Annotated in this window: 12 protein-coding genes; 5 read left to right on the top strand and 7 right to left on the bottom strand. The window is 56.2% G+C overall.

What is annotated here, in order from left to right:
* Positions 1 to 43: 43 nt before the first annotated feature.
* Complete coding sequence (locus tag SIB88_RS17895) at positions 44 to 472, top strand: flagellar FliJ family protein (RefSeq protein ID WP_068518024.1); 429 nt, start codon at positions 44 to 46, stop codon at positions 470 to 472.
* A 233-nt stretch (positions 473 to 705) separates the two neighbouring features.
* Here the strand turns inward: SIB88_RS17895 and SIB88_RS17890 are convergent, their stop codons facing one another.
* Together SIB88_RS17890 and SIB88_RS17885 are read right to left on the bottom strand one after the other, a co-directional pair.
* Positions 706 to 1,185 (bottom strand): YbaK/EbsC family protein, encoded by a 480-nt coding sequence (locus SIB88_RS17890; protein ID WP_412558716.1) that lies wholly within the window; start codon positions 1,183 to 1,185, stop codon positions 706 to 708.
* Entirely contained in the window at positions 1,182 to 1,919 is a 738-nt protein-coding gene (locus tag SIB88_RS17885) for a TerC family protein (RefSeq protein WP_068518029.1), read from the bottom strand. Before SIB88_RS17885 ends, SIB88_RS17890 begins: the two co-directional genes overlap by 4 nt.
* 204 nt (positions 1,920 to 2,123) lie before the next feature.
* Here SIB88_RS17885 and SIB88_RS17880 point away from each other — a divergent pair, with 204 nt between their 5' ends.
* The 4 genes from SIB88_RS17880 (at position 2,124) to SIB88_RS17865 (ending at position 6,411) form a co-directional block, all read left to right on the top strand.
* Entirely contained in the window at positions 2,124 to 3,365 is a 1,242-nt protein-coding gene (locus tag SIB88_RS17880) for an ABC transporter substrate-binding protein (protein ID WP_228194345.1), read from the top strand.
* A gap of 6 nt (positions 3,366 to 3,371) precedes the next feature.
* Positions 3,372 to 5,057: an ABC transporter permease gene (locus SIB88_RS17875; RefSeq protein ID WP_412558715.1), complete on the top strand. Its 1,686-nt coding sequence runs from the start codon at positions 3,372 to 3,374 to the stop codon at positions 5,055 to 5,057.
* 3 nt (positions 5,058 to 5,060) lie between these two features.
* Positions 5,061 to 5,711, top strand: a complete 651-nt coding sequence (locus SIB88_RS17870) for an ATP-binding cassette domain-containing protein (protein ID WP_412558714.1) — start codon at positions 5,061 to 5,063, stop codon at positions 5,709 to 5,711.
* Positions 5,712 to 5,856: 145 nt separating this feature from the next.
* Positions 5,857 to 6,411, top strand: coding sequence for a prolyl hydroxylase family protein (locus SIB88_RS17865; RefSeq protein ID WP_068518019.1), 555 nt, complete (start codon positions 5,857 to 5,859; stop codon positions 6,409 to 6,411).
* Here the strand turns inward: SIB88_RS17865 and SIB88_RS17860 are convergent, their stop codons facing one another.
* The 5 genes from SIB88_RS17860 to flhA all read right to left on the bottom strand — a co-directional run bounded on the left by SIB88_RS17860 (position 6,412) and on the right by flhA (position 12,535).
* Complete coding sequence (locus SIB88_RS17860; protein WP_068518018.1) at positions 6,412 to 6,813, bottom strand: hypothetical protein; 402 nt, start codon at positions 6,811 to 6,813, stop codon at positions 6,412 to 6,414.
* A gap of 94 nt (positions 6,814 to 6,907) precedes the next feature.
* Positions 6,908 to 8,539 carry a hypothetical protein gene (locus SIB88_RS17855; protein WP_412558713.1) on the bottom strand — a complete coding sequence of 544 codons (1,632 nt, stop codon included), beginning with the start codon at positions 8,537 to 8,539 and terminating at the stop codon, positions 6,908 to 6,910.
* Positions 8,540 to 8,546: 7 nt separating this feature from the next.
* Positions 8,547 to 9,338, bottom strand: coding sequence for a MinD/ParA family protein (locus SIB88_RS17850; RefSeq protein WP_068518016.1), 792 nt, complete (start codon positions 9,336 to 9,338; stop codon positions 8,547 to 8,549).
* Positions 9,335 to 10,315: a GTP-binding protein gene (locus SIB88_RS17845; protein WP_101248084.1), complete on the bottom strand. Its 981-nt coding sequence runs from the start codon at positions 10,313 to 10,315 to the stop codon at positions 9,335 to 9,337. The genes SIB88_RS17850 and SIB88_RS17845 overlap by 4 nt, the downstream gene beginning before the upstream one ends.
* 57 nt (positions 10,316 to 10,372) lie before the next feature.
* The gene (gene flhA / locus SIB88_RS17840; RefSeq protein ID WP_068518014.1) at positions 10,373 to 12,535 is read right to left on the bottom strand and encodes a flagellar biosynthesis protein FlhA; all 2,163 of its coding nucleotides are present in this window, start codon (positions 12,533 to 12,535) and stop codon (positions 10,373 to 10,375) included.
* Positions 12,536 to 12,623: the final 88 nt, after the last annotated feature.

The following is a 12,623-nucleotide window of genomic DNA, read 5'->3' as shown; positions in this document are numbered from 1 at the left end:
CCGTCCGGGTCGTCTGAGCAGCCTGAACAGCAGGACATAATCCATGGCCAAGGATTTCAAAACACTGGTGCGCATGCGCAAATGGGCGCTTGATGACAAGCAGCGTGAACTTGGTGAAATGCTGGGTGTTCTTGGCAAACTGGAAGCTGAGAAAGAAGCACTTGAACAGGCAGTGATCAACGAACAGCGAATTGCGGCGGAAAATCCCGAACTGGCCGGATTTGCCTATGGCGGGTTTGCCAATGCAGTGATCGCCGAGCGCGAAGCAATTTCAAAAATGATCGCCCAGCAGGAAGAAAAGATCGATGCTTTTCGCGATGAAGTTGCCGATGCCTTCAAGGAATTGAAAACAGCCGAGATCGCCGAACGCAACCGGGCCGAAGCCGAACGCGCAGAAGAAGAAAAGAAAGAACAGGATGAGCTCGATGAAATCGGCACCCGTTCGGCAACCCGCGATGATGGCCTGATTTAACGCCTGATCTAAGGCCCGGGCTGATGCGCCTTAAGCGATTTTGTCAGTGCCTGGCGAACGCGCTTTGACAAGGAACAAAACGCAAAGCACACGGCACTGAGACCGCGTTCCTTGACTGGTGGGCAAGTAAAACATCCGGCCCACCCAAAGCCGCACAATATCAAAGCGGTCAGGTGACGATCAGGCGGGTTTCAACACCCCGCACATGCTTTCTTGCAAATACCGTCCGTGGATCACGCGGCAATCGTGACCCCGGTTTCAATGCCGGTAACGTTGCGCAATTCATCCGGGGTCAGAGCAAAGACCGTTTTGGGTGTGCCCGCAGCAAGCCAGATGGTCTTCTTTGCCAGCAATTTGGCATCAATCAGGGTTTCAACCGGATGGGCATGACCAAAGGGCGGGACGCCGCCAATGGCGTAACCCGTATGTTCGCGGACTTCATTGGCATCGGCCTTGCGGATCGAAAGTCCGATCAGGCTTGCGACCTTGTTCAGGTCAACCTGATCGGCCCCGTTCATGATGATCAGCACCGGTTTGCCGGCTTCGGTCATGAAGACCAGAGATTTCCCGATATCACTGATGTCACAGCCGATGGCATTTGCCGCGTCGGCCGCGGATCGGGTGCCATCGGGGAATTCGAATACGTCAACATGACCAAGATTGTTGGCATCAAACGCATTTTGCAGACATTGCGGCGGAGAAACTTTTTTCATTGGCCTGTCTCTTGTGCGCGACGGTTCAGTTTGCGTTTACGGTTGAGAAGATTAAGCGTCTCGACCGAAAGGCTGAAGACCATCGCGAAATAGATGTACCCTTTGGGGACGTGAATTTCGACACCGTCAAGCAACAGCACAAACCCGACAAGAATAAGGAATGATAGCGCTAACATTTTGACCGACGGATGCTTTTCAACAAAGTCGCCAATGGTCTTGGCCGCGGCCAGCATCACCAGAACCGACAGGATGACGGCGATCACCATGATCGAGATGTGATCAACCAGACCGACAGCGGTAATCACGCTGTCGAGCGAGAAAATCATATCAAGCAGCATGATCTGTACGATGGTCATGGCAAAGCCCGACATGATTTTGCCCGGCCCGTGTTCTTCGGGTTCGTCAATGGTGTGATGAATTTCCTTGGATGCCTTGGCAATCAGGAACAGCCCGCCAATGATCAGTATCAGGTCACGTCCGCTGATTTCCTGACCAAAGGCGGAAAACAGCGGGGCGGTCAGTTGCATGACCCAGGCGATCCCGGCCAGAAGTCCAAGTCGCATGCCCATCGCGGCCAGTAACCCGACCCGGCGTGCCGATGCCTGCTGGTTCGGGGGCAGTTTGGAAACGATCACTGACAGAAAAACGATATTGTCGATCCCGAGAACGATTTCCAGCGCGGTCAGGGTGGCAAGACCCATCCACATGTGCGGGTCGCTCATCCATTCAAACATCATCAAAACCCCGTAACAGGCAGCACAGACAAAAATTGACCGCAGATAAGGTGTGGCTCATCGTGTTCTAACGCAAGCGTGAATTGATTTTACCCAAGGCGGGCTTAAAAAATGCCAACACTAAAATCAAACGGCTAACCATGGTCATGCCCATATCAAAATGGGGTATGATGACAGGTCATCAGGTGAAAAGGATTGTCCGATATGCGTTCAAGAATGCGTGCTTTTGTCTCTGCGTTGGCCCTGGCGACAGGCATTGCAACAGCATCGGTGTCATTGCCGGCATATGCGGACCCGGCCCCCGATGTCGGGAACTGGCAGTCGGTTCTTGATCAGGCCCGCGGGCAGACCGTTTATTGGCATGCATGGGGCGGGGAGCCGCGCATCAATGATTACATTGCCTGGGCCGGTGATCAGGTTTTTGAACGTTACGGGGTCAAGGTCGTTCAGGTCAAACTGACCGATACCGCCGATGCCGTCACCAAGGTGCTTTCGGAAAAGACCGCCGGGGTGAATGATGGCGGTGCGGTTGATATGATCTGGATTAACGGTGAAAACTTTGCCGCGATGAAGCGCAATGAATTGCTGTTTGGTCCGTGGGTCGAAGAAACGCCAAATTTCGAATATGTCGATGTTGAAGGCAAACCCACGGTGGTCAACGATTTTACCGTTCCGACCGACGGGCTAGAAGCGCCGTGGGGCATGGCACAGGTCAGTTTCTATTACGACACCGCCAAACTTGATAGCGTGCCGAAATCTGCGCAAGCCTTGCTGGAATGGCTGGCAAAAAATCCGGGGCGCTTTACCTATCCGCAGCCGCCAAACTATATGGGATCGACCTTCCTGAAACAGATCCTGACCGAACTGGTCAAAGACCCCAAGGTCTTGCAGCAACCGGCTGATGAAGTTGATGCCAAGGCGGTTCTTGAACCGCTTTGGGGATATCTTGAAGATTTGCAGCCGCTATTGTGGCGCAATGGTCAGGCCTATCCGCAGAACGGGGCGGCGATGCGGACCCTGCTTGGCGATAACGAAATCGATATCGCGTTTTCATTCAGCTCGGGCGAAGTGTCATCGGCGATCGAGGCGTTCGAGCTTCCCGATACGGTGCGATCCTACGTGTTTGACAATGGCACATTGGGCAATACCAACTTTGTGGCCATCCCCTATAACGCATCGGCAAAGGCCGGTGCAGTGGTTCTGGCCGATTTCCTGATGTCACCAGAAGCCCAGCTGCGCAAACAGGACCCGCAATATTGGGGGGCTGATACGGTTCTTGCGATGGATAAGCTGCCTGCCGACATGCAGGAAGCCTTTGCCAATCTTGATCTTGGCATTGCATCCCTTGCACCGGCTGAACGTGGCACGGTTTTGCCTGAACCCCATCCAAGCTGGATGGAGCTGGTCGAAACCGAATGGCAGAAACATTACGGCGTGGTGCAATAATCGCGCATGTTGCGATTTGTCCCCATCATCACGATTGCCTTTATGATCGGCCCGGTATCTGCCGGGCTGATTGGCACTTTGTTGCCGGCATTTGGCATTTTGCCAGCACTTGGCGGAACTGAGCCCGGACTTGATCCGTGGGCCGCCCTTTTCGCGCAACCGGGGATCTGGCAGTCAGTGCGGCTGTCGCTGGTCAACGGCCTGATTGCAAGTTTCGTGTCGGTTGCGATTGTCATGCTGTTTTGTGCCGCCTGGCAGGGCACCCGGATTTTTCGGGCCATGCAGCGGATATTGTCACCGATCCTGGCGGTTCCGCACGCGACCGCGGCATTCGGACTGGCGTTTCTGATTGCGCCGTCGGGCTGGATTGCACGTGTGATTGCCCAGTTTGCCGGATGGGATCGCCCGCCCGATATCGCGATCATTCACGATCCGCTGGGGATTGCGATGATTGCCGGGCTGGTCGCCAAGGAAATCCCGTTTCTGTTTTTGATGACCCTTGCAGCCTTGCCGCAGGCCGATACCGACCGCACCGCCCAGATTACCGCCACATTGGGCTATGGCCGGGTTGCCGGATGGTTCAAGGCGACATTGCCACGGATTTACCCGCAAATCAGATTGCCGGTATTGGCGGTTCTGGCCTATTCGACGTCGGTTGTTGATGTTGCGATCATTCTGGGTCCGACAACACCGGCACCGCTGGCGGTTCGGATATTGGGGTGGTTGTCCGATCCTGATCTCGCATTGCGGTTCATGGCATCAAGTGCGGCAATCTTGCAGTTGCTTGTCGTTGTGGTGGCCATCGGGATCTGGGTGGCCGGGGAACGGATCATCGCACTGGCCGGACGCCAGATCGCCGCCAATGGCCAACGGTTCCGCCATGATGGCGGCATGCGCGCCGGAAGCGCGGTTTTGGCCGGATTGTCGGCCGGGGCCCTGATATTGGGGCTTGTGGTTCTTCTGATCTGGAGTATTGCCGGGTTCTGGGGATTTCCCGATATTTTGCCCCGCAGTTTCAGTCTGCGTCTTTGGCAGCGCGAATATGACGCGATCGGAAGCAGCCTTGCCACCACGCTTTTGATCGCGGTGCCGACCGTTGTGATTGCAATTGCGCTTGTTCTTGGATGTCTGGAGCACGAAACCAGAAGCCGTCACAAACCCGGTCGCGGGGCGATTTGGCTGATTTACCTGCCGCTGATTGTGCCGCAGATCAGCTTCATGTTCGGATTACAGGTATTCTTTACCCTGATCGGGCTTGAACGGACGTTGATATCGGTTGTGCTGTCGCATCTGGTGTTTGTGTTGCCCTATGTGTTCCTGTCGCTGTCTGATCCGTTTCGGGCACTTGATCCGCGATACGGGCAGACGGCACTTTGTCTTGGGGCATCACCAATGCGGGTATTCTGGTACGTGCGTTTGCCATTGCTGACCCGTGCGGTTCTGACCGCGATGGCGGTTGGGCTGGCGGTGACGGTGGGGCAATATTTGCCAACACTTCTGATCGGGGCGGGGCGGTTTGCCACCGTCACGACCGAGGCCGTGGCACTGGCATCGGGGGGCGACCGCCGCATGATCGGGATATACGGATTGTTGCAGATGGTTTTGCCATTTGCCGGATTTGCCTGTGCATTGCTGATACCGGCTATCCTGTTCCGCCATCGGCGGGGCATGAATGCACAGAACAGGGGATAGAAAATGCCATCGGATCATTCCGAAACCGGGCTAGAACTTCGCACTGTCAGTATCCGTCTGGACGGGCAGGAACTGCTTGCGGTTGATCTTGTGATTGCGCCTGGTGAAATCGTCACCCTGATGGGGCCAAGCGGTTCTGGCAAATCAAGTTTGCTTGGCCATATCTGTGGCACCTTGCCCGCGCAGTTTGATGTTTCAGGACAGGTCGTTCTGAATGGCAGGTGCCTTGATGGATGCCCGCCCCAGGATCGCCATGTCGGTATTCTGTTTCAGGATGATTTATTGTTTCCGCATCTGTCGGTTGGCGGCAATCTGGCCTTTGCGCTACCGGCATCAATCAACGGCAAAGCCAAGCGACGCATGCTGGTTGAGAACGCCCTGAAAAATGCGGATATGGACGGGTTTGCCGATCGCGATCCGGCAACCCTGTCGGGCGGGCAGCGTGCGCGTGTGGCCCTGTTGCGCGTCTTGTTGTCCGAACCTTGTGCGCTGTTGCTTGATGAGCCGTTCTCGAAACTTGATAGCGAATTGCGCGGTCAGTTCAGGTCATTCGTGTTTGAACAATGCCGTAAAAACCGCCTTCCGACCTTGATGGTCACCCACGATCCCGAAGACGGCAGTGCCGCGGGCGGAAGGGTGATTAATCTTGCATAGATCGCTGTGAATTATGTCATGGCCAATAGCGGCAAATTTGCTGGTATTGGGGGGAGTTTGGTCGTAATAGCAATTCACCGCAAAGAATTGTCTTTGGGGCCGGGGCAACAAATACCGGTCCTGTGCGGCATGGAGAATGTCGTGAATGTTTCCAGAAGAAATGTTTGCCATCGTCCCGAACGCATTGGACGCAGCCACCTGTGATCGTCTGATCGCGGGCTTTGCGCATGAAATGGACGAAGGCGGCCTCGTACAGGGGCAAACCGCAACCCATATCCGCCGGTCAAAAATCACCTGGTTCAACGAAGAACAGGAACCGGTTGTTTGCCGCAGGATCATCGACCTTGTGGCCGATGTGAACCGCAATGTGTTTGACTTTGCCCTGACCGATTTTGCCGAAGAAGCCCAGATCGCCTGTTATGCGGGCGACTTGCGCGGTCATTATGACTGGCACAGTGATGTTGGCGCATCCGAAGTCGCCCGTCGGCGCAAACTGACCATGGTGATCCAGCTATCCGAACCCGACCAGTATGAAGGCGGTCAGTTGCAGCTTAACCCGGCGGGGAATTTCCTGGATGCGCCGATGGAACGCGGAACCGCGATCTTTTTCCCGAGCTTTGTTCTGCACCGTGTGGCGCCGACAACGGCGGGTCTGCGCTATTCGCTGACCCAATGGGTGCACGGAAACCCGTTCCGCTGATCAGTACCGTTCCAGACGATCGAGCAGGCGCGGGTTGCCCCATTTCGGCTGACGGTCTTCAAGGGCGGTTTCGTGATGGAAGACCTGATCATTGTCCGCGGTCTGTTTATCAAGACGCAGGCTGATCCAGCGCGGCACCAGTTCGTTGTTGAAATCATCCATCAACAACACGGCGGCTGCCTCGAAGCTTTCGAAGGTGATGGTGGAAATTTCGGCGTAATAATCCGCCAGACAGTCGGTTTTCAGGATCAGTCTGTCGGGCACATAGCGCAGCGTCATGCGTGCCGGAAAGACATTTTCCACACCCGTCAGGTTGCTTTGCAACGTCACCACATAATCGACCTGTGGTCCCGGGTTGGCTTCGGTCAGGATCAGATTGCGACGTTGATAAATTTCAAGCATGACGTTTAACCGTTCTTATATATGAAAATCAGACGATCAGGATACGCTTGTGCACCGGGCAGTAAAAGCATTCATTTCATAAGCTTGTCGTGAATTACGCCTGAATCCCGCTGTGGGAATTGGGGCCGCTGCTGTCGGCAGGCGGGGCGATATGGACAAAACGCGATCCGTCCTGAAACAGGATATGCCCGCTATAACCGGAAATCTGAAGTGCCTCGCGGAAGATGCCGCGAATGTCATCGCGGTTATGTGACTGCAACGGGTTTTCGGTACGAATGATCAGGTCGAACTTGCTGTCTTCGCCTTTGACAAGGCCGTCAAGCTGGGTATGACCCACGACGCTGAAGGACAGATCCAGCAGGAAACGCGTGCCCTGATCGTCCTTTTTCTCGGGATCGTCTTCGCGATCGCCATGGCGCCAGCCAAATTGCAACTGTTCGATTTTGCCACCCATATTGAACGGCATCGCCATGACACGCCAGCCATCGGGGCGTTCGTCGGCTGCCATGGTGCGCAACTGGCCAAAATCACCTTCAAGACGTTTTAACCCGCCACCATCGGCCTCGGACAGGGATGAAAGACTGTTGGCGGCACGATCCCCGATCCAGCCACGCAAACCGCCCTTTGTGCCGGTCATCGCGGCAAAAAAGAACATCATCGTGGTTGTCAATTTCGGGCCGGGTTGTGGCAGATTGTTCAACAGGCTCATCGCCGCACCCGGGTCATGCTGTTGCAGGGCATGAACCGCCTTTTGCAGGCTGTCCCAATCATGGGTCAAAGCCGCATTTTGCCCGCGCAGGATCAGGTCGGCCTCGGTCATCGGCATGGATGTGACAACACGACCGCTGCCCGCGGCATCAACACTGAATGACAGGGTCGCCCCGGTCGGTGCCGGAACCGGCAATTTGATGCCGACAATCCCGGCTGACGTCCGAAGGGCGGTAAATCCCTGTGGCAGCAGGCGGGCCTCGGCACTGTCAGGTGGCAAGACCGTCCCGCTCAGCAACAAGCCCGGTGGCTGTCCGGCTGCGGTTTGTGCGGCAATTGTCGGGGCGATGCCAGCCCCCGCTGTTGCCCCGGCAACCGTGCCACCGGCCATTCCACCCGCTATTCCACCGGCCGCATTCAGAACATTGGCAGCCTGTTGGGCCGTGACCGTGCCCTGACCAAGAAAAATCACCTGTGTCTGACTGCCGGCGGGCAATTGCGTGCCATTTGGCATCGTCAGGACAGAGGTGGTAACCGCATTGAATGTCTGACCGGGGGTAAGGGTGGTCGCACCGATATTGCCAGATGCCAGACTGCCCGACATAGCCGATGATCCGGGCATCAATGTTTGCGGCAGCAATTGCAGGCGCAAGCCATCGCCGGGATTGGTCGCACCCATTGTTGCCGAACTGGTGGCGGCATTTGATGTCGGCAAGCGCGCCCAAAGCAGATCACCCAGATTGGTTGGCAAGGCGCTGGGAAGTTTGACCGTAACCTGCCCAAGTGCCGTGGCAAGGGTCAGCTGATTGCCCGATTGTGATTGGACGGATGCCTGAAGCAGCGTTTCAACCGGCAGCTTTGCAAGGGCAGCGGCAACCTGTTGCGAGGTCGCGCTGGTCACGGTTGCCGTGACCTGGGCCGGGACCGAGCCCTGGGATGCCTGTCCTGTCGTTCCGCCCGCCGAGGCCTGCCCACCGACCGCGGTTCCGGGCGAGATAGCCTGTGGCGGGAGGGTCATGACAAGGTTACTCCTCGTCCAGGAGGGTCTGGGCGATGGCTTCTATGTCACGGGCGGCATCGCAATTCGGATGACGGGTCAAAAGCGGCGTCTGATTGCGAATGCATTCCGAAACGCGCGCATCAGCCCGAATAACGCCAAGCAGCGGTGGCGAAATTTTGAGGAAGCCCTCACACGCCTTGAGCAGCTTGTTATAGATCGCCTGACCTTCTTTTTTGTCCTTGGCCATATTGATCACCACCCGGATATCGGTTTTCGGACGGGCCATGTGGGTGATCTTGATAAAGGCATAAGCATCGGTCAGTGACGTCGGATCGCCATTGGTGATGACAATCACGGTATTGGCAAGGCCGGTCATCTGGCGCACGCCCTGATCAACGCCTGCACCAAGGTCAATCAGGACCTTGTCATAGGATTTCCCGGTTTGCAGAAGATCGTCGGAAAGGGCCTGCAAACGGCTGGCCGGAAGGTTGGCGAGACTGCCCGAACCACTGCGACCGGCGATGATGTCAAAACCGCCATCGGGGAAATGGGTGATGGCGTCTTTCAGGCTGATGCGCCCGGAAATGACACCGCCCAGATCATGCTTGGGCATCAGGCCAAGCTGAATGTCGATATTGGCCAGACCAAGGTCGCCGTCAAACAGAAGCGCGTTATGCCCTTCGAGCACCATTGCATGGGTGAGCGTAATGGAAAACCAGGTCTTGCCCACGCCGCCTTTACCAGACGCGACGGCAAGAACATTGCGGCCTCTGGTGCGCGGGGCAGTTTTGGGTACAGCATCAGACTTGGTAGTCATTTCACGACCTCGGAGAAGCTCGGTTTTGCGGTGTCAGCGCGATGGGACGGTATCAGAAGTTTAGCCAAGGCAAGGGGACTTAGCGCGGTCAGGCCGTCCGCAACCTGGGCTGTCATACTGACATTGCAAAGGGAAAGATTTCCTGAATCCGCACCGTATAGCGCACCACCAAGGCGGGCGGCAACATCAAGACGCGATATCATGACACGCGTCGCCCCCCCATCAGCAAAGGCATTGGCGATATCGGCTGACTCATAGGCATCAATCCCTGCCGGGTTAACCAGTATCGGTTCACTTGGAATTGCCTTCATGAATTCACAAAGCGTGCCAATATCGGTTTCAAGATACGGATTGCAGCTTGCCGTATCGATCAGGATCACATCGGCTTCGCGGATATCGGCAAAGCGCGATTTAAGTTCATCGGGTGACTTTGCCTGAAGCAGCTCGACCTTGAGAATACGGGTAAAAGCTTCAAGCTGTGCAATGCCGCCAGCCCGTTTGTAATCGGTTGAAAGAACGGCAACTTTGCGTTTTTTCATCACCGCACGCGCCGCTGTTTTGGCAACGGCCAGCGTCTTGCCCGAACCGGGCGGGCCGACAAAGGCCAGGGCGCGCGGCGTGTTTTTTTCAGGCAGCGGCGAGAAATCAAAAATTTCATCAAGCGCCCCGGCCAGAAGTTGCTGCGCAGATGCGGCCGCGGTTTCGCGCGCCATGATGTCACACAGGCGAATGCGCAGCCGTTCCGGCAAATTATGCCGCGTCAAGGCGGCTTCTGCGGTTTCAAGCTGTTCCTGCAAGGCTGGGGCAGGGGCAATGTCGTCATCAAAATCAGGATCGCGGTCAAGGGCCGCAGTCAGGCGCACGCCGCTTCCCGGGATGTCCTGTGTCGAAACGATGATGGCATCTGCGCCCATGTGCTCTTTTACAAGGGCCATGGCCTCGGTCATTGTCGGGGCGGTAAAGGTCTTAAGACGCATCAATCCCCCCTGTCATTTCCCTGACCACAATGCCGGTGGTCATGATGTTGTTGATCATCAGACCTGCCCCAATGTTTTCAATTGTGCCTTGGGATGAATTTCGTTCTGCGACATGACCACGGTGCTTGGGCGGAACCGTTCAACGATCGAGCGCACATAGGGGCGAATGCCCGGACTGGTCAAAAGAACCGGTGATTCCCCCATCATGCCCAGCCGTTCAAACGTGGTGCGGACCTTGTTGATGAATTCCTGAAGCTGGCTTGGCGGAATGGAAAGCTGCTTTTCCTCGCCGGAACCGACAAGGCTTTCGGCAAAGATCTGTTCCCATTGCGGTGACATGGTCACCAGCGGAATGACGCCATCCTGATTGGTGTTCACATCCGACAGTTGGCGCGCAAGGCGCGAACGCACATGTTCGGTCATGAAGGTCGGGTTGCGGGTAAAGGCGGTGGATTCGGCAATGCCTTCAAGGATGGTCGGTAGATCGCGGATCGATACGCGTTCGGTCAACAGGTTCTGAAGCACGCGTTGAACACCACCAACCGATACCTGACCCGGAACGATGTCTTCGACCAGTTTCTTCTGGTCTTCATCAAGTTCATCAAGCAGCTTTTGCGTTTCCGCATAAGACAGCAATTCGGGCATGTGGTCCTTGATCACTTCGGTAATGTGGGTCGTGATCACGGTTTGCGGGTCAACCACGGTATAGCCGCGGAACATGGCTTCTTCCTTCATGCCCTGTTCGATCCACATGGCCGGCAGGTTAAAGGTCGGCTCCATGGTCTTTTCGCCCGACAGGGTGATTTCCTCGCCGCGCGGGTCCATCACCAGCAACATGTTCGGGCGCAAATCACCACGGCCGGCCTCGATCTCCTTGACGCGCAGCACATAGGTATTGGCCGGAAGTTGCATATTGTCCTGAATACGGACCGAGGGCATGACAAAGCCCATGTCACCGGCAAGCTGACGGCGCAGGGCCTTGATCTGGTCGGTCAGTTTCTGACCGCGTTCGGTACTGATCAGCGACAGCAGGCCATAGCCCAGTTCAAGCCGCACATAATCCATGCGAAGCGCATTGGCGATCGGTTCTTCGGGCGGTGGGGCGGCGGCTTCTGCGGCGGCCTGGCTCTCCTTCATCTGTTCTTGGACGACGGCAGCCTTTTGGCGTTTGCCCATGTAATAGGCCAGATAGCCAAGGCCGACCGCCAGACCAAGGAACCAGACCATCGGAATACCCGGCAAAAGCGACATGCCCGCCATCAGGGCGGCGGCAACGCCAAGGGCAGCAGGGTAGTTACTGACCTGGCCAAAGACGGCCTTTTCGGTTGCGCCATCAAGGCCGCCCTTGGTGACCAGAAGACCGGCCGCAGTCGAGACGATCAGGGCAGGGATCTGCGATACCAGACCGTCACCCACCGTCAAGATGGTATAGGTTTCCGTTGCCTGACCCAGCGACAGGCCCATCTGTGCGGTACCGATGATGATGCCGCCAACCACGTTGATAAAGGTGATCAGAATACCGGCGACCGCATCACCACGAACGAATTTGGATGCACCATCCATGGAACCGAAGAACGAACTTTCGTCTTCGAGTTCCTTACGGCGTGCCTTGGCTTGTTCTTCGTTGATCAGGCCCGATGACAGATCGGCGTCAATCGCCATCTGTTTGCCGGGCATGGCATCAAGGGTAAAGCGGGCGGCAACTTCGGCGATACGGCCAGAACCCTTGGTGATCACGACAAAGTTGATGATGACAAGGATGGCAAAAACAATGATCCCGATGACGAAATTGCCCGAAATCAGGAAGCTGCCAAAGGCCTCGATCACGGCACCGGCGGCATGTGTGCCTTCGTGACCATGACCAAGGATCAGACGCGTGGTCGCAATGTTCAGAGCCAGTCGAAGCGATGTCGCGACCAGAAGGATGGTCGGGAACGAGTTGAATTCAAGCGGCTTTTGAATGAACAGCGACGTCATCAGGATCAGCACGGAAAAACTGATCGACAATGCCAGCATGAAATCAAGCAGCCATGGCGGCATCGGGAACATCATGACCACAAGGATCATGATAAATCCAAGCGCCATGGCGATATCGCCACGCTTCATTGCCGATGCAACACGCGACTGCACGGCGCCGAAATTTATGCCTCCGGACGCACCGCCACCCTGGCCGTCAGAGCCGCCAGAACCAGTCGGTGTGATATCTTGACCTTCGGCCATGGTGTTTGCTTGTTATCCTGTTGGTTGCTCTGTGTCGCTTGCGCTTTTGTTGGTTCCCTTTGATATGGGGCGCGCAAAGCCGGATGTC

It is taken from the genome of Thalassospira sp. MIT121401, assembly GCF_047125595.1.
Taxonomy (GTDB): Bacteria; Pseudomonadota; Alphaproteobacteria; order Rhodospirillales; family Thalassospiraceae; genus Thalassospira; species Thalassospira povalilytica.
The sequence above is the reverse complement of the archived record's forward strand: the minus strand, read 5'-3'. Positions and strand labels throughout refer to the sequence as shown.